Source organism: Streptomyces sp. NPDC025806, assembly GCF_055558275.1.
Genome location: NZ_JBVHMU010000002.1, coordinates 1 through 25,562 on the forward strand (window position 1 = coordinate 1; position 25,562 = coordinate 25,562).

The following is a 25,562-nucleotide window of genomic DNA, read 5'->3' on the forward strand; positions in this document are numbered from 1 at the left end:
TCCACGGTCAGGTCATCCGCGAAATGCCGGTCACCGGTCGCGTCCGGCACGTACTTCACGGTGACAACGATCCTCAAGCTCACGCCGGCTCTCCTCGCTCAGAGCGTTTCTCAGCCTTCTCAGGCCTACTGCGGCCACCGTATGGCACTCAGTTCCCTCTGTAAAGGTACGTAGTGCCAAAGGGGCCCGTCCGGTGTTACGTTCCCGGCATGAGCGAGGCACGCGAGGGCAGTGGATCCAACGGGGCGGTCAAGAAGGCCCCGATGCGGGAGGTGCTGGCCGAGGCGGCGTTCCAGCTGTTCCTGGAGCGCGGGTTCGAGCGGACGACGGTGGACGACATCGTGGCGCGGGCCGGGGTCGGCCGCCGCTCGTTCTTCCGGTACTTCCCGTCCAAGGAGGACGCGGTCTTCCCGGACCACGAGAGCGTGCTCGCCGACATGACCGCGTTCCTCGAAGCGGCGGGCGACGAGCGGGACCCCGTCGACGTCGTCTGTGACGCGGCCGGACTCGTCCTGCGCATGTACGCCGCGAACCCCGAATTCTCCGTGCAGCGCTACCGGTTGACGCGCGAGGTGCCCGGACTGCGGACCTACGAGCTCTCCGTCGTCCGGCGCTACGAGCGCACGCTCGCCGAGTATCTGCGCCGGCGCTGGGCCGCCGTCCCGGACGGGGGGCTGCGGGCCGAGGTCGTCGCCGCCTCCGTCGTCGCCGCGCACAACAACGCGCTGCGCACCTGGCTGCGTTCGGGCGGCGAGGGCGACGCCGAGGCGGCGGTGGAGCGCGCGTTCGGACTCGTCCGTCAGGTGTGGGGCGAGTCGGCCGTGCGGGAGCCGGGACCGGCCGCGGCCCAGGAGGAGGTCGTGGTGATGATGGCCCCCAAGGGTGCCCCCATGTGGCGGGTCATCCAGCAGGTCGAATCGGCACTCCGGGACGACTGAACGCGCGTCCGGCCCGGTTGAGGGTACTCGGTATCTTTACCGCGCGGCACTGAGTGTCATACGCTGATCGGGCGCCGGCGCCTCAGCCCGGCGGACCGGGTGAGCGCGGGAGGCCGAGCGATGTCGGAGTGGGCGGGGTTGTCGGGAAGCGCGACGGGTGTCATGACGCCGGCCGAGGCCGACGGTGGCACGGGGTTCACCTTCAAGCGCTGCCGCTGGTGCGGCACCGCGTCGTTCCGCCGGCTGCTGTGTCCGGTCTGCGCGTCGAGCGACCTGGAGACACAGCGCAGCGCCGGCCCCGGGATCGTCGTGCAGTCGCGTGTCGTGCACCGCGGCACCGGCGTCGCGCGCAACGAGTCGCTGGTCCGCTTCCCCGAGGACTTCGTGGTGCCGTGCCGGGTCGTCGGCACGCCGCCGCACCTGGTGTGGGTCGGCGCCGAGGTCCGCACGGCCCCCGGTGCGGCCGAGGACGCCGGCGAGGTCTGCTTCGAGCTGTGCGACCCGGCCGGCGACGACGCCTACTACCGCTGAGCGGGCCGGAGTTCAGGCTCCGGCCGCCGCCTCCTGGGCGATCCGCTCGAACTCGGCCCCCATCGCGGCTGCCAGTGCCTGCGCCGCCGTCAGCGGACGCACCATCACCATGAAGTCGTCGATGCGTCCTTCCTCGTCGAAGTGCAGGAAGTCGCAGCCGGTGATGGACCGGTCGCCGACGCGTGCCTCGAACACGAGGGCGTGATCGCGCCCGTCGGCCCCCGCGATCTCCCGGACGTACCGGAAGTCCTCGAAGACGCGCGTCACCCCGCGCAGGATCGCCGCCGTGATCGCCCGGCCCGGGTACGGCTTGAACGCGACCGGGCTGGTGAACACCACGTTCTCGGCCAGCATGGCCTCGACCGCCGCCATATCGCCCTTCTCCACCGCCGCGCGGAAGGGATGCATGAACGCCACCTCATTCACTGAGTTCTCCGACTTTTCTCTGACTGCGTCTGCGTAGTCAATTAATTGATTAGGTGCGAGCGACAGTAGTCGCATCCTTGTAGGGTGTCCACATGTCTCTCAAGTACGCCGTCCTCGCCGCGCTCCTGGAGGGCGAGGCATCCGGATACGACCTGGCGAAGATCTTCGACGTGTCGGTGTCCAACTTCTGGGCGGCGACACCGCAGCAGCTCTACCGGGAGCTGGACCGCCTCGCGGCGGACGGGCTGATCGACGCACGCGTGGTCCCGCAGGAACGGCGGCCGAACAAGCGGATGTTCACGCTGTCGGCCGAGGGGCACGCGGACCTCGCCGCGTTCACCGCGCGCCGGCCCAAACCGCTGGCGCTGCGCGACGAGCTGATGGTGAAGGTGCAGGCCGTCGACGTCGGCGACCTGGACGCCGTGCGCGCGCACCTCGAGGAGCGGGTGTCGTGGGCGCAGGGCCGCCTAGCCCGCTACGAGCGGATCCGGCAGCATCTCCTCGGCGGTCGCACCGAGGAGGAGTTCCTCGAGGTGGGGGAGCGGATCGGCCCCTATCTGACGCTGATGGCCGGCATCGGGTTCGAGGAGGGCAACGTGAGCTGGGGGCGGCGCGTCCTCGGTATCCTGGAGCGCCGCGCCGCCCGCGCCGCTCAGTCTCCGGGGTCCGCCTCCGGGGCCCGCAGCTGAAGCCCGTTCTCCCAGATCTTGTTGAGCGTCGTCACCAGGCGCTCGTACGGGATGCGCTGGCCCAGCACGAACACCATGTACGCCATCCGGCTCACCATCACGGACAGTGCGTGCGCCGTGATCAGCGGGTCGAGGCTCGGGTCCGCCGCGCCCGCGTCCTGGAGCGAGCGGATCAGCTTCGCGTTGCGCCGGGCGAACGCGTCGCCCCGCTCGATGCGCAGCTGCTTGAACGTCTCGTCGACCTGGGCGACCTGCTCGAACAGGGCCATCAGCCGGGCGTTCTTCTTGTACGCGCGCAGGTACTCGCGGTTCGAGGCGTCGATCAGCTCGCGCGGGTCCGTGATGCCGGTCCGCTCGCGCAGATGCGGGTGGAGCATCTCCTCCTGCACCTGCGCGACGAGCGCCTGGAAGATCTCTTCCTTGCTGTTGAAGTACGTGTAGAACGAGCCGGACGCGACGTGGGCGGCCTTGGAGATGTCCGTGATCCGGGCGTCCAGGAAGCCGTCGCGCTCGAAGACCTCACGCGCGGCGGTGATCAGCGCGTTGCGCGTCCTGACGCCGCGGGCGCTGCGGGGCGTGATCGGTTGCTTCTGACCGCCGTCGGCGGCCGCGGCCTGGGCAGGCAATGCGGTCCATTCGCTCTCGTTCGTGCGGGCGGTCGCGGGGCCGCGAGCGCCACGCGGGTGGCTGCGGATGCTATCAGCCGGGTCCGTCATCCGATCTCGTCGAGGAACCGCAGCAGCGCCGCGTCGACCTCCGCGGCCCGCTCCTGCTGGATCCAGTGGCCGGCCCCGTCGAGCACGACCCGGCCGCGCAGGTCCGTCAGGACGTCCTCCAGCCGGTCGCTCGGCATGAACCGGGCCACCGGGTCCTTCGAGCCGGTGACGAAGAGGGACGGCATGTCGATGGTCCGGCCGTCGAGCGGCGCCGTCAGCTCCCAGGTGCGGTCCAGGTTGCGGTAGTAGTTCAGCCCGCCCCTGAAGCCCGTCTCCTCGAACGTCTTCACGTAGAAGGCGAGTTCCTCCTCGCTCAGCCAGTGCGGGCACGGCGCCGCAGGCTCTTCGCGGGCCGCCCACGCCGCCGACCAGATCTCGCGCGCGGTGAGCGTGCGCCGCACGTCCTGGGCGAGCGCCCGCTCCGCGACGCCCGGCTCCTGGAACCACACCATGTAGAACTCCTCGCCGAGCCGCCTGCGCAGCACCGGCAGCGGCGCGACGGGGGAGCGGGGCGTCACCGGCACGCTCATCCCGACCACGGCCCGCACCCGCTCCGGATGCGCCCACGCCATGTGCCACACGATCGACGCGCCCCAGTCGTGCCCCACGAACACCGCGTCCCGCGCGCCCACGTCGTCGAGCAGCCCCACGAGGTCCCCGCACACCGTCAGCGCGTCGTACGCGCCGGCGTCCGCGGGCCGGTCGCTCCCGCCGAAGCCGCGCAGGTCCGGGGCGAGCACCCGGTACCCCGCCGCGGCCAGGGCCCGGATCTGGTGCCGCCACGAGAAGGCCAGCTCGGGGAAGCCGTGGCACAGCACGACCAGCGGCTTCGCCGGGTCGCGCGGCCCGTCCTCGTACACGCGCAGGGTGACGCCGTTCGTCACGACGTCCCGCGCCGGGACCCGCTCCCAGTCGGCGATCGGCAGATGTGCGGTCATGTCCAGGGCTCCTCGGATCGTCCGGCCACGCGCTCCTCGTCAGGCCCTTCCCGCGCGCCCCGTCGCTCCCGGCGCGGTTCTTGAACCTGACGTCGGATCCGAATATACCGAGCGGTCCGCCGCCTGTCATTGAACTTGAAGCCGGATTCAAATACGGTGAGGGCGCAGCCGAGCGAAGGAGCGGTCACCCCCATGCTGATCAACGACAAGGTCGCCGTGGTCACCGGCGCGGCGGGCGGCATCGGCGCCGCCGTCGCCCGGCGCCTGCTGGAGGCGGGCGCCCCCGGCGTCCTGCTCACCGACCTCGACGGGACGCGCCTCGACGCCACCGTGCGCGCGCTCGCCGCCGAGCACGGCGAGCGGGTCGCCGGGCGGGCCGCGGACGCCGCCGACACCGAGGACCTGCGCACCCTCCTCGCCCTGGCCGAGGAGCGCTTCGGCCCCGTCGACCTCTACTTCGCCAACGCGGGCATCGGCGGCGGCGCCGGCCTCGACGCGAGCGAGGAGGAGTGGAGCCGCGCCCTCGACGTCAACGTCATGGCGCACGTCCGCGCCGCGAAGCTGCTCGTGCCCGGCTGGGTCGAGCGCGGCGAGGGCTACTTCTTCACCACCGCCTCCGCGGCCGGACTGCTCACCCAGATCGGCTCGGCCACCTACTCCGTCAGCAAGCACGCCGCCGTCGCCTTCGCCGAATGGCTCTCCGTCACGTACGGCGACCAGGGCGTCCGCGTCAGCTGCCTGTGCCCGCAGGGCGTCGAGACCGAGCTGCTCATGGCCGGCACCCGCTCCGCCGACCCGACCGAGCGCGCCGCCGCCCGCGCCGTCCTCGACTCCGGCGAACTGCTCCAGCCCCTCGACGTCGCCGACCGCGTCGTCGAAGCCGTCGCCGACGAGCGCTTCCTCGTCCTGCCGCACCCCCAGGTGCTCGACTTCTACCGCCACAAGGGCGCCGACTACGACCGCTGGCTGCGCGGCATGCGGCGCTACCAGAGGGCCGTGCGATGACCGGCGAACGGACCCGCACCGCGGTCCTCTTCGACTTCGGCGGCGTGCTCACCACCAGCGTGATCGACGCCTTCGATGAGCTCGGACGCGAACTCGGCGCGCAGCCGGGCCAGTTGCTGCGTCTGCTCTCGAAGGACGAGGAGAGCAGCGCCCTGCTCGTCGCCCACGAGGAAGGCCGCATCGGCCAGCGGGAGTTCGAGGACGGATACGCCGCCCGGCTGCGCGCGCACGGTGTCACCGCCGCGGGTCCCGGCCTCGTGGCCCGACTCCAGACCCACCTGCGCCCCGACCCCGACAGCCTCGCCCTGGTCGCGAAGCTCCGCGCCGACGGGTACCGCGTCGGGCTGCTGTCCAACTCCCTCGGCGACGACTGCTACGCGGGCTTCGACCTGCCCACCCTGTTCGACGCCGTCACCATCTCCGGCGAGATCGGCGTCCGCAAACCCTCGCGCCGCGCCTACGCCCTCGCCTGCGAACGCCTCGGCGCGCCGCCCGAGGAGACCGTCATGGTCGACGACCTGCGCCAGAACCTCGACGCCGCGGCCCGGATCGGCCTCGTCGGCGTCCTGCACCGCGACGCCGCCGGCACCGCTTCCGCCCTGGCGCGCCTGTTGCGGCCCGCCGACGCGCGATGACACCGTACGAGACCACCACCGGAGGACACCCGTGTACGAGCTGACCGACAAGGCCAAGCGGTACCAGGCCGACCTGCTCGCGTTCATGGACGAGCACGTCTACCCGGCCGAGGCCGTCTACGCCGAGCAGATGGCCGCGTCCGGCGACCCGCACTTCCACCCGCCGGTGATGGAGGACCTCAAGGCCGAGGCGAAGAAGCGCGGCCTGTGGAACCTCTTCCACCCGCACCCCGAATGGGGCCCCGGCCTCACCAACCTGGAGTACGCGCCGCTCGCCGAGATCATGGGCCGCAGCGCCCACCTCGCCCCCGAGGCCACGAACTGCAACGCGCCGGACACCGGCAACATGGAGGTCCTCACCCTCTTCGGGACCGACGAGCACAAGGAGAAGTGGCTCAAGCCGCTGCTCGCCGGGGAGATCGCCTCCGCGTTCGCCATGACCGAGCCCGCCGTGGCCAGCTCCGACGCGAGCAACATCCAGATGCGGATGGAGCGCGACGGCGACGACTACGTCCTCAACGGCCGCAAGTGGTGGACCTCCAACGCCCTGCACCCGAACTGCAAGGTCCTCATCGTCATGGGCAAGACCGACCCCGACGGGCCGGCCTTCCGCCAGCAGTCGATGATGGTCGTCCCCGTCGACACCCCCGGCGTCACGATCCTGCGCGGCCTGCCCGTCTTCGGCTACCAGGACCGAGAGGGCCACGCCGAGGTCCTCTTCGAGAACGTACGGGTCCCGGCCGGCGCCCTGCTCGCCGGAGAGGGCGACGGCTTCATGATCAGCCAAGCCCGCCTCGGCCCCGGCCGCATCCACCACTGCATGCGCGCCATCGGCATGGCCGAGCGCGCCCTGGACCTGATGATCGACCGGGCCCAGTCCCGTACGACGTTCGGGGCACCGGTCGCCGAGCGGGCCAACATCCAGGACTGGATCGCCGAGTCCCGCATCGAGATCGACATGGCCCGGCTGCTCACGCTCAAGGCCGCCCACCTGATGGACACGGTCGGCAACAAGCAGGCCCGCACCGAGATCGCCGCCATCAAGGTCGCCGCCCCGAACGTCGCCCTGAAGGTCGTCGACCGCGCCATCCAGGTGCACGGCGGAGGCGGCGTCAGCGACGACTTCCCGCTCGCGAGCATGTACGCGCACCTGCGCACCCTGCGCCTCGCGGACGGCCCCGACGAGGTGCACAAGCGGACCATCGCCCGGCGCGAACTGCGCCGCCGGGAGACCGAACGAGGAGAGCGATGAGCACAGCGGTATCCCCGGCCGGCCCGGAGTCCCTGGCCGGCAAGGTCGCCGTCGTCACCGGCGCGTCGCGGGGCATCGGCCTCGCGGCGGCCCGCGCCCTGCGCGACCGCGGCGCCCAGGTCGTGATCACCTCCCGCAGCGAGGACCGCGCCAAGGAGGCGGCCCGTGAACTCGGTGCGGGCGTCACCGGTTTCGGCGCCCACGCCACCGACGAGGACGCGGCTCGCGCCTGCGTCGAGCACACCCTCGCCACGCACGGGCGGCTCGACATCCTCGTCAACAACGCGGGGACGAACCCGGCGTACGGCCCCGTCATCGACCAGGACCACGCCCGCTTCGCCAAGACGATGGACGTCAACCTGTGGGCGCCCATCCTGTGGACCTCCCTCGCCGTCAAGGCGTGGATGGGCGAACACGGCGGCGCGGTCGTCAACACCGCCTCCATCGGCGGACTCTCGGTCGCCCAGGACGTCGGTATCTACCACGTCTCCAAGGCCGCGCTCATCCACCTCACCAAGCAACTCGCCCTGGAACTCGGCCCGAAGGTGCGGGTCAACGCGGTCGCGCCCGGCATCGTGCGCACCCGTCTCGCCGAGGCGCTGTGGCAGGAGCACGAGGGACGGGTCGCGGGCGACACCCCGCTCGGCCGGATCGGCGAACCCGGCGACATCGCCGAGGCCGTGGCCTTCCTGGCCGGTGACGGCGCCCGCTGGATCACCGGCGAGACCCTGGTGATCGACGGCGGGCAGCTGCTCGCCGGGGGCGTGCTCGACAACTCGCCGGAACAGGGGAGTTGACGGGGGTTTTCCCCGAGGTGAAGGGTGCGCCAGGATGGGGTCATGACCGCGGCCCAGCGTGCCATGACCGAACTCGGGACATGGCCGCACCTGGTGAGCGGCCCGCCCCGGTGCTCGATCGGCCACGCGTTCGGCCCGGCGGGCCATGACCTCGTCCACTTCCACTCCGACGACTGCGCCGACCTCTACCTCACCGCGCCGGCGGTGCAGCGGCTGCTGCCGCAGCTGCGACGGACCAGCGCCGTCCGCGTGCACCCCGGCGCGTCCTGGATCACCGTGCTCCTGGAGTGCGACACGGACGTGCAGCTCCTGCTCAGCCTGGTGAGCGTCGCCCTCAAGGAGCAGGCGGGCCTCGCACCGCACGCCTGCCCGGCCCCGCCGTGCGACTGGGAGCGCCCCCGGGCCTCGTAGGGCGCCCGGCGATCCGGGCCGTGGCGGTGCCGCGACGGGCCGCGGCCGTTGGGCATGCTGGAGGTCCAACGAGCGCCGCGACGAGGAGCGGGACCGACATGCGCAAGATCATTCTGATGATGGGCGTCTCCCTCGACGGGTACACGGAGGGGCCGGGCCGCGACATCGGCTGGCACCAGGTCGACGAGGCGCTGCACCGGCACATGAACGAGAAGGTCCGCACCTTCGGCGGCCTGCTCACCGGACGCGTCACCCACGAACTCATGGCGTCCTACTGGCCCGCGGCCGGCGCCGACCCCGACAGCACGCCGACGGAGGTCGAGTTCGCCGCCATCTGGCGCGACATCCCCAAGATCGTGTTCTCCCGGACGCTGCCGGCGGGCCCCGCCCCGTACCACTCCACCGTGGTCAACGAGGTGCTGCCCGAGGCGATCCGCGCCCTCAAGGAACAGCCCGGCGGCGACCTCAACGTGGGCGGCGCCGACCTCGCCGCCACCTTCCTCGCCCACGACCTGATCGACGAGTTCCACACCTACGTGCACCCCGTCCTGATCGGCACGGGCACCCCGCTCTTCCCCGTCACCGAGTTCGACCCGCGCGTCCTGCGCCTCGTGGGGACGCAGACCTTCGACAACGGGGTCGTCCTGCTGCGCCACGCATGCGTCCCCGACTGACGGGCGGCGTCGTGCGGCGGCCCGGATATCGCCGAGGGCGAAGTGCCGCCCCGGGCCGTCGTACGCCGCCTACGCTGGCCCGATGAGCATCCACGAGAGCAGCCGGGGGCCCCGCGCGCACCGGTCCGCGCCGGAGCAGGAGCCGCTGTGGCGGCACATCGTCGGGGACGTGCTGCGGCGCAGGCGCCGGGCCCAGGGCCGGACCCTTCAGGACGTCGCCGACACCGCCGGCATCTCCATGCCCTACCTCTCGGAGATGGAGCGCGGCCGCAAGGAGGCGTCCTCCGAGATGCTCGCCGCCGTCGCCGGAGCGCTCGGGCTCGGACTCGTCGACGTCCTGGCGCTGGCCCAGGGAGAGCTCGCCCGGGCCGCCCGCACGCGCCGCCCGGTGTCCGTCACCTCCGTCACCTCGGTCACCTCCGTCACCGCTGTCGGGGTGCGGGGCGCGGGCGGTGCGGCGAGGGGACGCGGCACGGTCTGCCTCGCCGCCTGATGCGCGGGACGCCGCTCAGTCCCGCTCCTCCAGCCGGCGCACCAGCACCGGCACATGGCTGTGCTCGACGTCCTTCACCGAGGTGACGAGGGTGACCCGACCGCTTCGGGCCAGCTCACGCACGTGGTCGACCAGCTCGGCGCGCTCCGGCGCGTCGAGCTCGGCGCGGTAGCGCTCCTCGAACCCGGCGTACCGGTCGTCCTTGTCCGCGTGGTACCAGGTGCGCAGCTCCTTCGACGGGGCGATGTCCTTGAGCCACTCGTCGATGTCGGCGTGCTCCTTCGAGACGCCCCGCGGCCACAGGCGGTCGACGAGCAGCCGCTTCCCGTCGTCGGCGGCGGGCGGATCGTAGACCCGGCGTACCGGGAAACCGCCGGACCCGCGGCCGGATGAATGCTGTGAAGACATGGGACCCATTGTGTCCTTTTCCTATGTTTTGCGTACTCCGTCGGGTGTTGCTTGAGTGAGGGGTGTTGCCGTGACGTCCACCGGGAGTACCCGCCATGTCGATGTCTTTCGGATCCCCCTTCGGAGCGCCCGATCCCTTCGGTGAGATGCTCAACCGATTCTTCGGGACGTCTCCCGGATCGGCGCCGCCGCAGGTGCAGCGGGTGCCCATCGGCCGCCTGCTGACGGACTCGGCGCGCGAGCTGATCGGCCGGGCCACCAACAAGGCGGTGGAGGACGGCAGTTCGGACCTCGACACCGAGCATCTGCTGTGGGCCGCGACCCAGGTCGACCCCGCGCGCACGCTGCTCGCGCAGGCCGGTGCCGAGCCCGACGCGCTCGCCGCCGCCATCGCCAAGATCCTGCCCGGCGAGAGCGTCGAACCGTCCGCCCGGCCCGGGCTCACCCCGGCCGCCAAGCGCACCCTCTCCGCCGCCCACGCCCGGTCCCAGGCGGCCGGAGTCTCGTACATCGGGCCCGAGCACATCCTCGGCGCGCTCCTCGACGACCCGGACTCCGGCGCGGGCCGGCTGCTGCGCTCGCAGGGCGCGGACGCCGGCCGGCTGCGCGGCGCCGCCGACCAGGCCGCCCGCGCCGACGGCGTCCCGGCCGCCGCGAGCAAGGCGGACAGCAACACTCCGACACTCGACGAGTACGGCCGGGACCTGACCGAGGAGGCGAAGGCGGGGAAGCTCGACCCGGTCGTGGGTCGCGCCGAGGAGATCGAGCAGACCGTCGAGATCCTGTCGCGGCGCTCGAAGAACAACCCAGTGCTGATCGGCGAGCCCGGTGTCGGCAAGACGGCGATCGTGGAGGGCCTGGCCCAGCGGATCGTCGCAGGCGAGGTGCCGGAGACGCTGAAGGGCAAGCGGGTCGTGGCGCTCGACCTGTCGGGCATGGTGGCCGGCGCCCAGTACCGGGGCCAGTTCGAGGAGCGCCTCAAGAAGGTGATCGAGGACGTCCAGAACGCCGGCGGCGACGTCGTGCTCTTCATCGACGAGCTCCACACCGTCGTGGGCGCGGGAGCGAGCGGCGAGGGCGCGATGGACGCGGGCAACATGCTCAAGCCCGCCCTCGCCCGCGGCGAACTGCACGTCGTCGGCGCCACCACCATCGACGAGTACCGCAAGTACGTGGAGAAGGACCCGGCCCTGGAACGCCGCTTCCAGCCGGTCACCATCCCCGAGCCCAGCGTCGACGAGACCGTCCAGATCCTGGAGGGCCTGCGCGACGCGTACGAGGCCCACCACCAGGTCCGCTTCGCCGACGGCGCGCTCGTGGCCGCCGCCGAGCTCTCCGACCGCTACATCGGCGACCGGTTCCTGCCCGACAAGGCCATCGACGTGATGGACCAGGCGGGCGCCCGGGTCCGGCTGCGCAGTGCCGGCCGCTCCACCGAGATCGTGAGCCGCGAGGACAAGATCGCCAAGCTGACCCGGGAGAAGGACGAGGCCGTCGCCGCCGAGGACTTCGAGCGGGCCTCCGAGCTGAAGCGGCAGATCGCCGAGGTCGAGGGTGAGCTCGCCGGGATCGAGGAGCGCCGCGAGGGCGTCGTGCAGGTGACCGCGAAGGACATCGCCGACGTCGTCTCGCGCCGCACCGGCATCCCGGTCGCCCAGCTCACCGCCACGGAGAAGGAGAAGCTGCTCAAGCTGGAGGACGCCCTGCACGACCGGGTCGTCGGCCAGGACGAGGCGGTCCTCGCCGTGTCGGAGGCGGTGCGCCGCAACCGCGCGGGCATGGGTGACCCGAACCGGCCCGTCGGCTCCTTCCTCTTCCTCGGCCCGACCGGCGTCGGCAAGACCGAACTGGCCAAGGCCCTGGCGGAGTTGCTGTTCGGCGACGAGGACCGCATGGTCCGCTTCGACATGAGCGAGTTCCAGGAGAAGCACACCGTCTCCCGGCTCGTGGGCGCCCCGCCCGGATACGTCGGCCACGAGGAGGCGGGACAGCTCACCGAGAAGGTGCGCCGCCGTCCCTACAGCGTGCTGCTGTTCGACGAGGTCGAGAAGGCCCACCCGGACGTCTTCAACACGCTGCTCCAGGTGCTCGACGACGGCCGGCTCACCGACTCGCAGGGCCGCACGGTCGACTTCCGCAACTGCGTCGTCATCATGACCTCGAACATCGGCGCCCAGCGCATCCTCGCCCACCACGGCGATGTCGCAGAGATCAAGGACGATCTCATGCAGGACCTGCGGGGCCGCTTCCTGCCCGAGTTCCTCAACCGCATCGACGAGATCATCCTCTTCCACGGCCTCACCCAGGACGACCTCGGCGAGATCGTCGACCACCTCCTCGACCGCAGCGTGCGCCGCGTCCACGCGCAGGGCATGACGCTCGAGGTCACCGAGGCGGCGAAGAAGCTGCTCGTGGCGCACGGCCACCAGCCCGAGTTCGGCGCCCGGCCGCTGCGCCGCACCATCCAGAGCGAGCTCGACAACCGGCTCGCGTCGCTGATGCTCAGCGGCGAGGCCGAACCCGGCGACACCATCGTCGCCGACGTCAAGGACGACGCCCTCGTCTGCTCCGTACGCCACGGAGCGGACCCGGGGACCGGAGAGGATGACGCCGCGAGCGGGGACGCGGAGGCGGCACGGTCCGCCTCCTGAGCCTCACCCGTTCGGACCACCACCGCTCGCCGCCCGGCGCGGCCCGCACAGAGAGTTCGGTCATGACCCAAACACCTTACGAACCGCAGAGCTCGCACCGGGCCGCCGACGAGAAGGAGGCGCCGGGGGCCGCGCCGGGGGCCATCCCCGAGGGCCCGCTCGGCCGGCTGGCCCACGCGGCCTGGCAGGCGGTTCTCCTCGCGGGTGTCGCCGCGCTGATCCTGGGCGTGCTCGTCCTCGTGTGGCCCGGCGCCTCCCTGTGGGCGGCCGGTGTCCTGTTCGGCGTGTACCTCGTCGTCAGCGGCGTGTTCCAGCTGGTCACGGCGTTCGGCACGCATGTGACGACCGGGCTGCGCGTGATGGCCTTCATCAGCGGCGCCGTCTCCGTCCTGCTCGGCCTGTTCTGCTTCCGCGGCGCGATGCAGTCGGTCCTGCTGCTCGCCCTGTGGATCGGCATCGGCTGGCTGTTCCGCGGCATCACGCAGACGGTCGCGGCGGCCTCGGACCCGGCGATGCCGGCCCGCGGCTGGCAGGTGTTCCTCGGCGTGGTCAGCGCCATGGCGGGCATTGTGCTGATCGTCTCGCCGTTCGAGTCGGTGGCCGTCCTGACCCTGGTCGGCGGCTGCTGGCTGGTGGCGATGGGCGTCGTCGAGATCGTCGAGGCGTTCATGATCCGCAGCCGCGCCAAGCACATCCCGCGCGGGGCCTGACCCGCACCCGACGCACCGGTGCCCCGGGCTCGTCCTCGATGGAGACGAGCGCGGGGCACCGGTGCGTCGGGGGCAGGGCCGGTCAGACGCCGACGGCCTCCTCCATCTCCTCCTCGCTGTCCTCCCCGGTCCGGGTGCGCTCGGCGCGGGCCGGGGCGGCGTGGGCGGGCGCGGCGTGGGCGCCGTGTCCCGCGGCGGCCAGGCTCCGCTCCTGCCGGTGCTCGTACAGGGCGGCGAGACCGAGGACGACGACGCCGACCAGCAGCCAGGCGGCCAGCGTCCACATGTTCCGGCCCAGGTCGTGGCTGCCGAAGTAGAGGAGGCTGCGGGCGCCCTCGACGAAACCGGCGCCGTTCCAGAACGCGTGCAGGCTGCCGAAGAAGCCGTTCTGCAGCTCGGGCCGGAAGATCCCGCCGGAACTGGTGAAGTTCAGCATCACGAACAGGACCATCACGCCGAGCGTCGTCCACCGCTTCAGGAAGGTGTGCAGGCCGACGCCGATCAGCAGGATGCCCGCCGAGTACAGCCACGTCATGCCCCACAGACCCCACAGGTGGGCGTGCGCCAGATGGAAGACGGGCCCGGCGAACGCGGCGCCGATCAGGCTGACCACGCCGGAGGCTCCGACGACGAGCAGCGCGCGGGTCCGCATCCGCAGCACGGCCCCCGCGCCGCCGATCACGGCGACCGAGGCGTACGAGCCGATGCTGACCGCCACGAGCAGGAAGAACAGGCCCTGGCCCGTCGGGTCGTCGGACACCGGCGGCGCCACGTCGGTCACCTTCAGGGGGTCGCCCTGCTGGGCCGCGACCGGCGTGAAGATCTTCTCGACGACGGACACCGTGGTGTCCGAACCGGCCGAGGCGACGATCAGCTCGGGGGAGTCGCCGACGACGTACGCGCCGTCGATGTCCCGCGTCTTCAGCTGGTCGACCGCGGCGGACCTGGTGTCGACCGTACGGACGTCGAGCGCGTCGCCCGCCTTGTCCTTCACGGTCTGTGCGAACACCTTCGCCTCGGGCCCGGCGCCGACCACCGCGACAGGGAGATGGTGCGGCTCGGGCGAGGCGAAGGCGCCGAGGTAGGCCAGGCCCATGCCGACGCACATCAGAAGGGGGGTGAGCAGGTGCGTCAGGACGTGGCGCAGCGCCGGATTGCGCGCGGCGGACATGGGCGGGACCTCCATGAGTTGGCAATTACAACCTTTGCTTATGGTTGTACTCTACAACGAAATGAGGGCCGGAGGGTGCCGGGGGAGGTGTGAGGGTCGCCACGGTCCGCCCGCGCTCGACCGCGGGCGGACCGTGGCGGGGCTCAGGCGGGGCGGAGTGTGAAGGGGTGTCCGGCCGGGTCCGCGTACAGGCCTCGCCGCCGCTCTCCGTGTAGGACGGGAAGCCGGGGGAACCCGGGGCGTTCAAGGAGGTACCGACCGTGATCGCTGTTCTGTTGGTTCTGTTGCTCGCCCTGATCCTCTTCGGCGTCGGCTTCGCCGTGAAGGTGCTCTGGTGGGTCGCCCTGGCCGTTCTCGTGCTGTGGCTGCTCGGATTCCTCGTCCGTGGCACGACCGCGAGCGGGTCGAGGTCCCGCTGGTACCGGTGGTGAGGCCGCCCGACCTGCCTGCCGCGACTCCGGGAGGAGTCATGACCGAGACCGAGATCCGCGCACCGGTCCGCTTCCTGGAGGAGCGTTTCGACTGCGCCCAGGCCTGCACCGAGTGCGCCAAGCGGTGCGTGACGTCCGTCGGGGCCGCCGATCTCGGCGCCGTCACCACCGGTGGCCCGCGCCGCCCGAACCTGCGCCGGGCCCTGCTGCGCTGCGCCGAGGTGTGCGACGCGACCTGCCGGCTCCTGTCCGAGGAGCTCCATCAGGACCCGTACGGGATGAGGCTGCACGTCGAATGGTGCCGCGCCGTCAGTCTGGAGTGCGCCCAGGCCTGCGATCGCGCCCCGGGTGCCGGTGACTGCGCGGGCTGCTGTCGCCGGTGCGCCCGCGCCTGCGCGGACTTCCTGGCCGCCCTGGCCTGAGCCCGAGCGGCGCCGAGGTCCCTGATCCGAGCCGAAGTGGCCCCGAGGACCCCTGATCTGACATCCAGTCAGTCCGCGGCATTCCCAATTTCTGGAACGCGTTCTACTGTGTGCGCCGTCGCATCCGCGCCTGAAGTCCGGGCCGAGGCAGCCCGGTCGACCGCCAGGAGGGGCCGTGCACCTCGAATACACGCCTGAGCAGCAGCAGTTGCGCACCGAGCTGCGCGCCTACTTCGCCCAGCTGGTCCCCGAGCACGCGTACGCGCGCTACGAGGACCCCGCCGCGCAGAAGCGGTTCTACCGCGAGACGGTGCGCCGGCTCGGGGCGGACGGCTGGCTCGGGGTCGGCTGGCCCAAGGAGTACGGCGGGCGCGGGCTCACCCCCATGGAACAGTTCATCTTCTTCGACGAGGCCGCCCAGGCCGGCGTCCCGCTGCCGCTCATGGCGCTCAACACCGTGGGCCCCACGATCATGCAGTTCGGCACGGACGAACAGAAGGACTTCTTCCTGCCGAAGATCCTCGCGGGGGAGATCGACTTCGCCATCGGCTACAGCGAGCCCGACGCCGGCACCGACCTCGCCGCGCTGAAGACCCGCGCGGTCCGCGACGGCGACGACTACGTGGTCGACGGACAGAAGATCTGGACCACGAACGGCGACACCGCCGACTGGGTCTGGCTCGCCGTGCGCACCGACCCCGACGCCCCGCCGCACAAGGGCATCACGATGCTCCTCGTCCCGACCTCGGACCCCGGCTACTCCTGCACCGTCATCAACACCCTCGCCTCCCACGACACCACGGCGAGCTACTACGAGGACGTCCGCGTCCCCGTCACCCGCCGGGTCGGCGACGAGAACAAGGGCTGGCGGCTCATCACGAACCAGCTCAACCACGAGCGGGTCACCCTCGCCGCGCACGGCACCATGGCCATCCGCGCCCTGCACGACGTGCAGCGCTGGGCCATGGAGACCAAGCTCGCCGACGGGCGGCGCGTCATCGACCTCGGCTGGGTCAGGAAGCGCCTCGCCCAGACCCACACCAAGCTCGACGCGATGAAACTCCTCAACTGGCAGATGGTGAACGCGGTCCAGCAGGGCACCCTCACCCCGCAGGACGCCTCCGCCGTCAAGGTCTACGGCTCCGAGGCCCGCCGCGACGCGTACGCCTGGCTGATGGAAGTCGTCGCCGCCGCGGGCGCGCTCAAGGAAGGCAGCACGGGCGCGGTCCTCCACGGCGAACTGGAGCGCGGCTACCGCTCCGCCGTGATCTTCACCTTCGGAGGCGGCAACAACGAGATCCAGCGCGAGATCATCTCCTGGATCGGCCTCGGGATGCCGCGCGTCCGACGCTGAGCGGTACGTGTGACTCGCCCCGGGCCGGGGCGAGTCGAGGCCGCGTTCCTGCGGGCTTCCTGTGATCCCCGTCTCCGGTTGCGGAGTTGTTGGACGGTGTGTCAGTTGGGTGCGGTAGACATGCTGCGCGGGCCGGGCCCGTGCCGTACGGACCACCATCCAGGGGGAATCTTGAACAACCGAACCGCAACACTCGCCGCCCTCGGAGCCGCCGCCGCGCTGGCCCTCACCGGGTGCTCCGACACCGAGGAGCTGTCCTACGGCGACCAGGCGACGAAGGACAACCTGGAGGTCAGCGTGCTCCGGGTGGAGACCGGGTCCAACGGGGACCTCTCGGTGCTCAAGGACGCCTCCGAGTACCAGGGCCGCACGCCCTACTACGTCCACTACAAGGTCACCAAGGCCGAGTCCGGCGACGTGGACGGCCCCTCCTTCGACGTCACCGCGGACGGGGAGCTGCTGACGCGGCTCGACATCATGGCCGCCTTCCCCGAGCCGGTCGTGGGCGACGACGGGCAGCTCAGCTACGAGGACCCGCCGAAGTTCGACAAGTGCCTCGACGAGCACGACTCCGCGAAGTTCGCGAAGGCCCCGGCGGGCGAGAGCTACGAGGGCTGCTCGGTCTACCTCTCCGAGGCGGGCTCCACCGCGACGCCCGAGAAGGTCGAGTGGGTCAAGGGCGGCCTGTTGCGCAGCAGCGACGACGAGGCGTTCGCCGTCTGGAAGTGAGCTCGTCCGGCTCCGGTGCGCGGGCCGGGCCTGGTGTCCTGGCCGGATTCTTCGCACACTGGCCTCATGGGCTCCCTTGAGCAAGCGCCGGATCCGGGTCTGTTCGGGCCCGACTCCGTGACCTGGCAGATGCATGCCGACCCCATGATGTGGATCGCGGGGGTGCGGGCCCTGTACCTCCAGGCCCTGCACCCCCGCGCGGTCCGCGGCGTCCTCCAGAACAGCGACTTCCGGCGCGACGCCTGGGGCCGGCTCCTGCGCACGGCGAGCTTCGTCGGCACCACCACGTACGGGACCACCGAGGCCGCCGAGCGGGCCGGGGCCCGAGTCCGGAAGATCCACAGCCGGCTCGGCGCCACCGACCCGGACACCGGCGAGCGCTACGGCGTCGACGAACCCGCGCTGCTGCTCTGGGTGCACTGCGCCGAGATCGACTCCTACCTCCACGTCGCCCGCCGCTCCGGATTCCGGCTCACCGACGCCCAGGCCGACCGCTACATCGCCGAGCACCGCACCAGCGCCCGGCTCGTCGGCCTCGACCCGGATCGCGTCCCCGGATCGCGGCGCGAACTGGCCGCGTACTTCGAGAGCGTGCGGCCCGAGCTCGCCGCCGGCCCCGAGGCCCGCGTCGTCGACGACTTCCTGCGCCGGCCGCCCACCCACCCACTCCTGGTCCCCGCCCGCGCCCTCCTGTGGCGGCACGTCGCGCACCTCGCCTACGACGCCCTGCCGCCGTACGCCCACGCCCTGTACGGCAGAACCGCACCCGCCCCCGCCGTCGTCACCCGCCGCCTGCGCGCCACCGGCACCGCCCTGCGCCTCGTCCCCGCGCGACTGCGCTGGCAACTGCCCCCGAAGCACGTCCTGCGGGCCGTGGCACGACTTGGCCCCGACACCCGTCCGGCGCCGTACAAATCCGGCAGAAGGGTGGCCGTGCTGGGCGGGCCGGGGGAGGGCGCAGCGAGCTGACGGCGGGCGACAGCGGGACAGGCCGGAGCTGGGGGAGACGCGGGACACCGGACTGATCCCCGGCGGTTCCGGCTGCTCGACCTGATCGGCCGCGGGTGGGCATGGGCGAGGTCGGGCGCGCCCGCGACGAGTCGCTCGGGCGGCACGCGACCGTCACGTGCCTCAAGCCCGTCGGACCGCAGCGCGACCCGGACTTCACGCGGGTGCCGCGCGAGCGGGTGCTGGGCGCCGACCACGTCGACGCCTTGATCAGGCGCCGGGAGGTCGCCGTCGGCCTGGGCCGGCTCGGCCGCCGGACTGTAGCGCCGGGGGAGGTCTTGCGCCCCCGCTCGTGATCAGTGGTGTCAGTGACCGGGGCTACTGTCGAGCGCATGTCTGACGAACAGAGGCTGAATCCCGCCGCGCTGTACGACTTCGACACCTGGGAGCCTGTGCTGCGCGTGCTCAGGGCCAAGGGGGTCGGGCGGCGCCACGACGCCGACTGGCACGCCTCGGGGCGGATCGGCAGGGGGAGTTGGAGTCTGCGCCTCGACCGGTTCGTGCCGCCCCGGGGCCGGGCGTCGCTGGTCTCGGACCACCAGGACGAGTTCGACGCCGTCGACCGGGTGCGCGGCGCGCTGGAGGCGGCCGGCGCCGACGACGTGACGTTCTCCGTGCGCTTCACACCGGCGGGCCCGGTCACCCTGCGCGTGATGGGCGAGAGCCCCGCCGTGCAGACGGGGATCGGCTCGGCGCACCCCGGGCCGCTCGTCCTCGTCGAGGGAGCCGTGCCGGAACCCTGGCGCCGGCGGCCGGACCCGGCAGCCCACGCCGTGCCCGCCCCGAGCGCGGACCCGGAGCGCCTGGCGCGCACCGTGCGGGAGCGCCTTCCCGACGCGGTGGGAGCCACCGAGGAGGAGATCGCCGGGACGGAGGCACGCCTCGGCGTCGCGCTGCCCGAGGAACTCAAGGCGCTGTACCGGGTGGCGAAGCCGAACTGGGCGCACGGGCCGGACATCGACACGGCCGCCGTGGACCGGTACGTCGACGCGATGGACGGCTGGGAGTTCTTCCGCCTCGACTCCTTCTACATCGCCGACGCCGCGACCCGTCATCTCCACTGGGCCCACGGTGCGAAGGAGGCGGTCGTCACGCACCCCGAGGACGCGGTGCAGGGGCTCGTCGGTTCGCCCGGCTGGATCGTGTTCGGGGACAACGGCGGGGGCGACCGGCTCGCCGTGGACCTCACCCCGGGGCCCCGCGGCAGACTCGGGCAGATCATCCTCATCGGCCACGAGGAGAGCACCGGCGCCGACCTCGTCGCGGACTGCCTCACCGACCTGCTGCTCGACCCGGACCGGCGGAAGTCCGGACCCGGCCGTGAGCGTCCCGAGCGCCCGCCGGTCGTGGCCCACGTCAACGCCCGCGGCATCCCCAGCGTCGAGGCCGCCGCCCACCCCGGGCTCGAAGTGCTGTCCCTCGGAGTGTGGGAGTCGGAACCGGCCCGACTCGCCCCCGTCGTCGGCCTGCCGCGGCTGCGGACGCTGACCGCGTACCCCGGCACGCTCGCCGACCCGCTGGAGATCTCTCAGCTCACGGGCCTGGAGTTCCTCGAACTGACACCGGACAACTGGCGCGTGCTGCTCGATGCCGACGCGGTGCCGCGCAGCCTGGCCGCCGCAAGCATCATCGCCCACGGCGACCAGGAGGTGCTGCCCACCGTGGACCTCGCCAACGAGATCCTGGCCCTGTGGAACCGGCCACCGATCGTCCGCACCGTCCTCAAGGGAGACCTCGGACCGGCGGACCGGCCCCATCCCGGGCCGGGCGCGCACTGACGGAGGTGCCGGCGCACTGGTGTACGGTCGGCTGTCGAGCTGCTCGTCCTCATCGATCTCTTCGACCTGCTCGATCTCCTTGAACTACCGGCTCCGAACACGGGTGGTGCCCCATGACTCCCCGCCGCACGGACGGTGCGCCCACCTTCACCGAGCAGTCCCGGCGCCGGCAGCTCGTCGAGTGCACCATCGACCTGATCTCCGAGAAGGGGCTCGCCGCGGCGTCGCTGTCGGCGATCGCCGAGCGGGCCGGCCTCTCGAAGGCCGCCGTCCTCTACCACTTCACGTCGAAGGACAACCTGACCCAGGCGGCGTTCGCGCACGTCCTCGACGCGTTCACCGCGTACGTCGGTGAGCGCGTCGCGGAGCACGGCGACGATCCCCGGGCCGCTCTCGTCGCGTATGTGCGCGCGATGATCGGCTATCAGCGGGACCACCGCCGGCACGTCCGCGTCATCACCGAGACCCTGCTCGACGACGCCGGCGGCACCCGCTTCCGCGCCCCGGGCCAGCACGACGTCGGCGGTCGCTGGCAGGCGCTGGCCGAGCTGCTCGCAGCGGGTCAACGGGACGGCCGGTTCCGGGAGTTCGACGTGAAGGCCGTGGCCCTCGTGATCGGCGGAGCGATCGACGGCGTGGTCGCGCACTGGCTAGCGGACCCGGACTTCGACCTGACCGCGGCGGCTCAGGAGACAGAGGCCTTCGTCCTGCGGGCGATCGCGGCGGACTGAGGAGCGCGTCAGGGCCGCGTGCGCTCCGGAGCCCGGCGGGCGAAGGGCGGGGCGTGCTCCGGGCGGATGCCCACACCGCCCAGGTAGCCGGTCAGGGTGCGCAGGGCGGGGACACGGCGGACCAGGCGCAGAGGGGCCGGGAGACGGTCCCCGCGGAGGGTGCCCGCGAGGGCGGGACGCAGCAGCATCTCGTGCTCGGCCTCCTGGGACTTCTGGGTCACCGCCATGGGAAGCCGCCGCCGCTTCTGCACCCGGGCCAGATCCGCGCGGGTCACCCGGCGGTCGCGCAGCGGGGCCGCCAGGATGCGGGCCGCCGCCACCGCGTCCTGCACCGCCAGATTGACGCCGACGCCGCCGGTCGGCGACATGATGTGCGCCGCGTCGCCGATGCACAGCAGGCCCTCGCGGTGCCACGTGGTGAGGCGGCCCATGGTCACCTCCAGGAGCTTCACGTCGTCCCAGGAGCGGATCGCGGCCGTCACCGTGCGGTCCCAGCCGAGCAGCGCGCCGAGCCGGTCGCGGAAGCGGTCGAGGCCCGCCGCGCGCAGCTCCGCGTCGGCGCCGCGCCGGATCAGGTAGGACGTCTGGTAGTAGTCGCCGCGGTCCATCGTCGCGGCGACCTGCCCCGCGCCGATGCTGAGGAACACCCGACCGTCCTTCACGGCGTCGCGCGGCGCGGGCACCTTCACCTGCCACACGTCCATGGGCACGTCCCGGTACTCGGGTTCGAGCCCGGCCGCCGCCCGCACCCGGGAGTCCCGCCCGTCGCAGGCGACGACGAGATCGGCGGCCAGCTCGTGCGCGCCGCCGCCCTCGTCCACATACCGCACCCCGCACACGCGGCCGTCGGGCGCGGTGCGCAGTCCGGTCACCTCGGCGCGCATCCGCAGCGTGAACGACGGCTCGGCGCGGGCCGCCGAGGCCAGCAGGTCGAGGAAGTCCCACTGCGGCACCATCGCGATGTACTTGTGCCGGCCGGGGATGCGCCGCAGGTCACCGGCGACCACCTCGACGCCGTCGATGTGCATCCGCATCTGGGTCAGCCGGCGCTGGGGCAGGGCCGCGAAGCGCGGGCCGAGGCCGAGTTCGTCCAGGAGCCGCAGCGTCGAGGGGTGCACGGTGTCGCCGCGGAAGTCGCGCAGGAAGTCGCCGTGCTTCTCCAGGACCGTCACCTCGATCCCGGCCCGCGCGAGCAGCAGCCCCAGCATCATCCCGGCGGGGCCGCCGCCCACCACACAGCACGTCGTCCGTTCCACGCGTCCGTCCTCCCTCGTGCGTCCCGTCCCGCAGGCCGACCCGAGCGAGTCTAACCGCTCGGTCAGATACCTGACCGAGCGGTCAGAAAAGTGGGGCCGGTCAGTCCTGGGAGGCAGTCCAGCCGGTCGCGGCGATGCGGGAGGAGTCGGCCGGGCGGGCCTCGTCGAAGGCGACGCTCCCGCCGTCGGTGACCTTGATCCCGTCCACGTAGGCGCCGCGGCCGACGTACAACTGGTCGGTCGCGTACCGCCAGCGGATCCGGGTGGAGGCGGAGCGGGCGTCGCCGAGCGGGGCCGTCAGCCGGTGCCAGGCGCGGCCCGACCAGCCGTCGACGGACCCGGTCCCGTGGTCCTGCGGGTCCTCCCGGTCCCGCCGTGTGGTGAAGGGGAGCGGCTTCCAGCTCGCCCCGCCGTCCGTCGACACCTCCAGGAACAGGAAGTCGGAGGCCGGCTCGGTGTCCCACCACAGCGCGCAGGTGAGTTCGGCGTCGGGCGCGCTCAGGCGCAGGTCCGGCAGAGTCAGCGTGGCGGACGTCGCGCTCGCCATGCCGGAGAACCAGGCGGTGCGCCCGTGCGCGGGGCGTACGGCGACGGCGCGGGCCATGTTGTCGGCCGCGGCGACCCGGGGTGCGGAGCCGGACCGCCAGGAGCGCACCGGGTGCACCGAGTTGCCGAGCACGATCAGGAAGGAGTCGGTCGTCGGGTCGAGCACGAGCGAGGTGCCGGTGAACCCGGTGTGTCCCGCCGTGCGCGGTGTCGCCATCGCGCCCATGTACCAGTGTTGGTAGAGCTCGAAGCCCAGCCCGTGGTTGTCGCCGGGGAACGCGCTGTTGAAGTCGGTGAACAGCAGCTCGACCGAGTCCTCCGACAGGATGCGGGCCTTGCCGTAGATCCCGCCGTTGAGCAGGGTCCGCCCGAGGACCGCGAGGTCCCAGGCCGTGGAGAAGACGCCCGCGTGGCCCGCGACACCGCCGAGCCCGTACGCGTTCTCGTCGTGCACCTCGCCCCACACCAGCCCCCGGTCCAGGCCGGACCAGGGTGCCCGCGCGTCCTCCGTCGCCGCGATCTTCGGCTTCCAGTCGGCGGGCGGGTTGTAGCGGGTACGGGTCATGCCGAGCGGTCCCGTGATCCGCTCGCGCAGCAGCGTGTCCAGCGGAGTGTCGGTCAGCTCCTCCAGGACGAGCTGGAGCGAGATCAGGTTCAGGTCCGAGTACAGGTACGTGGAGCCCGGCGGATTCTGCAGCGCCTCCTTCCAGATCAGCCCGATCTGGCCCTCGCGCGTCTTCTCCCTGTAGAGCGGGATCCAGGAGCGGAACCCGGAGGTGTGCGTCAGCAGCTGACGTACGGTCACGTCCTGCTTGCCGCCGCCCGCGAAGTCCGGCAGGTACGAGGCGACCGTCGCCTCCAGCTCCAGCCGTCCGCGCTCGATCTCCTGCACCGCGAGGATCGACGTGAACAGCTTGGAGACGGAGGCCAGGTCGAAGACCGTGTCCTCGGCCATGTCGATCTGCTGCTCGGCCGGGAACTCGACGCCCGTGTCCGTCGTGGCGTCGTAGCGCGCGTACCGCACCGCCTTGCCGATCGGCTGGTGCAGCGCCACGGTCCCGCCCCGGCCCGCGAGCAGCACCGCGCCCGCGTACCAGGGGTGCTTGGGGGAGGGGCCGAGGAACTTCTCGGCATCGGCGACCAGTTGGCGCAGATGCCCGGCCAGCAGGCCCGCGCGCTCCGGCGAGCCGCGGCGCAGGGTGGGGCGCGCGGGCCCGGCGGGGGCCGCCGCGGCGGGGCCCGCGGGGAACGGGGTGAGGGCCAGCGCGCCGCCCAGCGCCAGGGTCGCGGCGCCCAGCCGGCGCCGGGTGAGACCGGACCGTGTGCCGCCCGCTTCCGTCGATCTCATGCACAGCCTCCTGAAAGTATCTTTCGGGATCTCGCTCGACGGATGAAACTTTCATGTCAGCCGGAGGGCGTGTCAACCGTCCGGGCCGTGCCGTCGCCGTCGGTGATGCGAGCGGAAAATCTGACGGTGCATCAGAAAAGCCCTTCCGTCCGTCGGTTCGCTGCGGCATCCTGCGCCCATGCAGACGGAGCTGAGCAAACGACTGGGCATCGAACACGCTGTCTTCGGGTTCACCCCGTTCCCGGCGGTGGCCGCCGCCATCAGCCGCGCCGGAGGTTTCGGCGTGCTCGGCGCGGTCCGCTACACGGCACCCGACGAACTCAAACGCGACCTGGACTGGCTCGACGCGCACGCCGACGGACGCCCCTACGGACTCGACGTCGTCATGCCCGCGAAGAAGGTCGAAGGCGTCAGCGAGGCCGACGTCGAGGCGATGATCCCCGAGACGCACCGGGAGTTCGTCCGCGAGACCCTCGCCCGGCACGGCGTCCCCGAACTCGCCGAGGGCGAGGCGTCCGGCTGGCGCATCACCGGGTGGATGGAACAGGTGGCACGCAGCCAGCTCGACGTGGCCTTCGACTATCCGATCAAACTCCTCGCCAACGCGCTCGGTTCACCCCCGGCCGACGTCATCGCCCGCGCCCACGAGCACGACGTGCTCGTCGCCGCACTCGCCGGCAGCGCCCGGCACGCCCGCAAGCACGCCGAGGCCGGCATCGACATCGTCGTCGCCCAGGGCTACGAGGCGGGCGGCCACACCGGCGAGATCGCCTCCATGGTCCTCACGCCCGAGGCCGTCGAGGCGGTCGCCCCGCTGCCCGTGCTCGCCGCGGGTGGCATCGGCAGCGGTCAGCAGGTGGCGGCGGCGCTCACCCTCGGCGCGCAGGGCGTGTGGCTCGGCTCGGTCTGGCTCACGACGACCGAGGCCGACCTCCATTCCGCCGCGCTCACCCGCAAGCTGCTCGTCGCCGGGTCGGGGGACACGGTGCGCTCGCGGGCGCTCACCGGGAAGCCGGCGCGGCAGCTGCGCACGGAGTGGACCGACGCGTGGGACGACCCGGCCGGGCCCGGGACGCTCCCCATGCCGCTCCAGGGCCTGCTCGTCGCCGAGGCGGTCTCGCGGATCCAGAAGTACGAGGTCGAGCCGTTGCTCGGGACGCCGGTCGGGCAGATCGTGGGGCGGATGAACGAGGAGCGTTCTGTCCAGGCGGTTTTCGATGACCTGACCCGGGGGTTCGAGGCGGCCGTGACCCGGCTGAACCGGATCGCGGGGAGGTGACTGCGGTTTCGTCGCCGGGTGCGGCCCCGGTGGGGGATGGTCGCGCAGTTCCCCGCGCCCCTGGAGATGCGCACTTCGTGCGCGATCTCCATCGGGGCGGTGCCTCATCGGGGAAATGCGACGCGAAGCGTCTGCATTTCAGGGGCGCGGGGAACTGCGCGAGAAGCCCCACCCACCCGCACTCGGCGACGAGACCGTCCCACCCCTCCGAGAGGCCGCGACCCCCGCTCCAGAA

The 25,562-nt window shown here is 72.2% G+C and carries 27 protein-coding genes and 2 pseudogenes; 21 read left to right on the top strand and 8 right to left on the bottom strand.

What is annotated here, in order from left to right; translation table 11 throughout:
- Positions 1-83 (bottom strand): annotated as a pseudogene (locus ACZ4E1_RS03570) (electron transfer flavoprotein subunit beta); the annotation flags it as partial.
- Between the two features lie 180 nt (positions 84-263).
- On the opposite strand from ACZ4E1_RS03570, the gene ACZ4E1_RS03575 reads away from it, so the two are divergent.
- Together ACZ4E1_RS03575 and ACZ4E1_RS03580 are read left to right on the top strand one after the other, a co-directional pair.
- Positions 264-938: a TetR family transcriptional regulator gene (locus ACZ4E1_RS03575; protein ID WP_467536638.1), complete on the top strand. Its 675-nt coding sequence runs from the start codon at positions 264-266 to the stop codon at positions 936-938.
- A 162-nt stretch (positions 939-1,100) separates the two neighbouring features.
- A complete protein-coding gene (locus ACZ4E1_RS03580; RefSeq protein ID WP_467535437.1) occupies positions 1,101-1,469 on the top strand; it encodes a Zn-ribbon domain-containing OB-fold protein in 369 nt (122 codons plus the stop codon).
- Between the two features lie 12 nt (positions 1,470-1,481).
- On the opposite strand, the gene ACZ4E1_RS03585 is transcribed toward ACZ4E1_RS03580, so the two are convergent.
- On the bottom strand, positions 1,482-1,877 hold the full coding sequence (locus tag ACZ4E1_RS03585; RefSeq protein WP_467535439.1) for a nuclear transport factor 2 family protein: 396 nt from the start codon (positions 1,875-1,877) through the stop codon (positions 1,482-1,484).
- Between the two features lie 110 nt (positions 1,878-1,987).
- Here ACZ4E1_RS03585 and ACZ4E1_RS03590 point away from each other — a divergent pair, with 110 nt between their 5' ends.
- On the top strand, positions 1,988-2,584 hold the full coding sequence (locus ACZ4E1_RS03590; RefSeq protein ID WP_467535441.1) for a PadR family transcriptional regulator: 597 nt from the start codon (positions 1,988-1,990) through the stop codon (positions 2,582-2,584).
- Here the strand turns inward: ACZ4E1_RS03590 and ACZ4E1_RS03595 are convergent.
- Both ACZ4E1_RS03595 and ACZ4E1_RS03600 read right to left on the bottom strand, forming a co-directional pair.
- Positions 2,548-3,210: a TetR/AcrR family transcriptional regulator gene (locus tag ACZ4E1_RS03595; RefSeq protein ID WP_467535442.1), complete on the bottom strand. Its 663-nt coding sequence runs from the start codon at positions 3,208-3,210 to the stop codon at positions 2,548-2,550. The genes ACZ4E1_RS03590 and ACZ4E1_RS03595 overlap by 37 nt on opposite strands.
- 86 nt (positions 3,211-3,296) lie before the next feature.
- Positions 3,297-4,238: an alpha/beta fold hydrolase gene (locus tag ACZ4E1_RS03600; RefSeq protein WP_467535443.1), complete on the bottom strand. Its 942-nt coding sequence runs from the start codon at positions 4,236-4,238 to the stop codon at positions 3,297-3,299.
- Between the two features lie 192 nt (positions 4,239-4,430).
- Between ACZ4E1_RS03600 and ACZ4E1_RS03605 the strand changes: the two genes are divergently transcribed.
- From ACZ4E1_RS03605 to ACZ4E1_RS03635, 7 genes are all read left to right on the top strand, one after another.
- Positions 4,431-5,243, top strand: a complete 813-nt coding sequence (locus ACZ4E1_RS03605) for an SDR family oxidoreductase (protein ID WP_467535444.1) — start codon at positions 4,431-4,433, stop codon at positions 5,241-5,243.
- Positions 5,240-5,878, top strand: a complete 639-nt coding sequence (locus ACZ4E1_RS03610) for an HAD family hydrolase (protein WP_467535445.1) — start codon at positions 5,240-5,242, stop codon at positions 5,876-5,878. The genes ACZ4E1_RS03605 and ACZ4E1_RS03610 overlap by 4 nt, the downstream gene beginning before the upstream one ends.
- A 31-nt stretch (positions 5,879-5,909) precedes the next feature.
- The gene (locus tag ACZ4E1_RS03615) at positions 5,910-7,130 is read left to right on the top strand and encodes an acyl-CoA dehydrogenase family protein (protein WP_467535447.1); all 1,221 of its coding nucleotides are present in this window, start codon (positions 5,910-5,912) and stop codon (positions 7,128-7,130) included.
- Complete coding sequence (locus tag ACZ4E1_RS03620) at positions 7,127-7,927, top strand: SDR family oxidoreductase (protein ID WP_467535449.1); 801 nt, start codon at positions 7,127-7,129, stop codon at positions 7,925-7,927. The genes ACZ4E1_RS03615 and ACZ4E1_RS03620 overlap by 4 nt, the downstream gene beginning before the upstream one ends.
- Before the next feature lie 42 nt (positions 7,928-7,969).
- Entirely contained in the window at positions 7,970-8,338 is a 369-nt protein-coding gene (locus tag ACZ4E1_RS03625; RefSeq protein WP_467535450.1) for a luciferase domain-containing protein, read from the top strand.
- Between the two features lie 98 nt (positions 8,339-8,436).
- Positions 8,437-9,012, top strand: coding sequence for a dihydrofolate reductase family protein (locus ACZ4E1_RS03630; RefSeq protein WP_467535452.1), 576 nt, complete (start codon positions 8,437-8,439; stop codon positions 9,010-9,012).
- An 82-nt stretch (positions 9,013-9,094) separates the two neighbouring features.
- Positions 9,095-9,505: a helix-turn-helix domain-containing protein gene (locus ACZ4E1_RS03635; RefSeq protein ID WP_467535453.1), complete on the top strand. Its 411-nt coding sequence runs from the start codon at positions 9,095-9,097 to the stop codon at positions 9,503-9,505.
- 15 nt (positions 9,506-9,520) lie between these two features.
- Here ACZ4E1_RS03635 and ACZ4E1_RS03640 read toward each other — a convergent pair whose 3' ends face one another.
- On the bottom strand, positions 9,521-9,913 hold the full coding sequence (locus ACZ4E1_RS03640) for a DUF488 domain-containing protein (RefSeq protein WP_467535455.1): 393 nt from the start codon (positions 9,911-9,913) through the stop codon (positions 9,521-9,523).
- 95 nt (positions 9,914-10,008) lie between these two features.
- On the opposite strand from ACZ4E1_RS03640, the gene ACZ4E1_RS03645 reads away from it, so the two are divergent.
- A complete protein-coding gene (locus ACZ4E1_RS03645; protein ID WP_467535457.1) occupies positions 10,009-12,564 on the top strand; it encodes an ATP-dependent Clp protease ATP-binding subunit in 2,556 nt (851 codons plus the stop codon).
- 62 nt (positions 12,565-12,626) lie between these two features.
- Positions 12,627-13,274, top strand: coding sequence for an HdeD family acid-resistance protein (locus ACZ4E1_RS03650; protein WP_467535459.1), 648 nt, complete (start codon positions 12,627-12,629; stop codon positions 13,272-13,274).
- Positions 13,275-13,356: 82 nt separating this feature from the next.
- On the opposite strand, the gene ACZ4E1_RS03655 is transcribed toward ACZ4E1_RS03650, so the two are convergent.
- Positions 13,357-14,445: a hypothetical protein gene (locus ACZ4E1_RS03655; protein WP_467535461.1), complete on the bottom strand. Its 1,089-nt coding sequence runs from the start codon at positions 14,443-14,445 to the stop codon at positions 13,357-13,359.
- 260 nt (positions 14,446-14,705) lie between these two features.
- Here ACZ4E1_RS03655 and ACZ4E1_RS03660 point away from each other — a divergent pair, with 260 nt between their 5' ends.
- From ACZ4E1_RS03660 to ACZ4E1_RS03695, 8 genes and pseudogenes are all read left to right on the top strand, one after another.
- The gene (locus tag ACZ4E1_RS03660) at positions 14,706-14,876 is read left to right on the top strand and encodes a hydrophobic protein (RefSeq protein ID WP_188340507.1); all 171 of its coding nucleotides are present in this window, start codon (positions 14,706-14,708) and stop codon (positions 14,874-14,876) included.
- Between the two features lie 38 nt (positions 14,877-14,914).
- A complete protein-coding gene (locus ACZ4E1_RS03665; protein WP_467535463.1) occupies positions 14,915-15,298 on the top strand; it encodes a four-helix bundle copper-binding protein in 384 nt (127 codons plus the stop codon).
- A 175-nt stretch (positions 15,299-15,473) separates the two neighbouring features.
- Positions 15,474-16,652 carry an acyl-CoA dehydrogenase family protein gene (locus ACZ4E1_RS03670; protein ID WP_467535464.1) on the top strand — a complete coding sequence of 393 codons (1,179 nt, stop codon included), beginning with the start codon at positions 15,474-15,476 and terminating at the stop codon, positions 16,650-16,652.
- A 171-nt stretch (positions 16,653-16,823) separates the two neighbouring features.
- Positions 16,824-17,381 carry a hypothetical protein gene (locus ACZ4E1_RS03675; RefSeq protein ID WP_467535465.1) on the top strand — a complete coding sequence of 186 codons (558 nt, stop codon included), beginning with the start codon at positions 16,824-16,826 and terminating at the stop codon, positions 17,379-17,381.
- Positions 17,382-17,447: 66 nt separating this feature from the next.
- Positions 17,448-18,350 carry an oxygenase MpaB family protein gene (locus tag ACZ4E1_RS03680; protein ID WP_467535467.1) on the top strand — a complete coding sequence of 301 codons (903 nt, stop codon included), beginning with the start codon at positions 17,448-17,450 and terminating at the stop codon, positions 18,348-18,350.
- A 72-nt stretch (positions 18,351-18,422) separates the two neighbouring features.
- A pseudogene (locus ACZ4E1_RS03685) lies at positions 18,423-18,622 on the top strand (hypothetical protein); the annotation flags it as partial.
- A gap of 99 nt (positions 18,623-18,721) precedes the next feature.
- The gene (locus ACZ4E1_RS03690; RefSeq protein WP_467535469.1) at positions 18,722-20,167 is read left to right on the top strand and encodes an SMI1/KNR4 family protein; all 1,446 of its coding nucleotides are present in this window, start codon (positions 18,722-18,724) and stop codon (positions 20,165-20,167) included.
- A gap of 113 nt (positions 20,168-20,280) precedes the next feature.
- The gene (locus ACZ4E1_RS03695; RefSeq protein ID WP_467535471.1) at positions 20,281-20,898 is read left to right on the top strand and encodes a TetR/AcrR family transcriptional regulator; all 618 of its coding nucleotides are present in this window, start codon (positions 20,281-20,283) and stop codon (positions 20,896-20,898) included.
- An 8-nt stretch (positions 20,899-20,906) separates the two neighbouring features.
- Here ACZ4E1_RS03695 and ACZ4E1_RS03700 read toward each other — a convergent pair whose 3' ends face one another.
- Positions 20,907-22,154, bottom strand: coding sequence for an FAD-dependent oxidoreductase (locus ACZ4E1_RS03700; RefSeq protein WP_467535473.1), 1,248 nt, complete (start codon positions 22,152-22,154; stop codon positions 20,907-20,909).
- Between the two features lie 100 nt (positions 22,155-22,254).
- Positions 22,255-24,048, bottom strand: coding sequence for a serine hydrolase domain-containing protein (locus ACZ4E1_RS03705; RefSeq protein WP_467535475.1), 1,794 nt, complete (start codon positions 24,046-24,048; stop codon positions 22,255-22,257).
- 178 nt (positions 24,049-24,226) lie between these two features.
- On the opposite strand from ACZ4E1_RS03705, the gene ACZ4E1_RS03710 reads away from it, so the two are divergent.
- Positions 24,227-25,327, top strand: coding sequence for an NAD(P)H-dependent flavin oxidoreductase (locus ACZ4E1_RS03710; protein ID WP_467535477.1), 1,101 nt, complete (start codon positions 24,227-24,229; stop codon positions 25,325-25,327).
- The last annotated feature ends 235 nt before the right edge of the window (positions 25,328-25,562 follow it).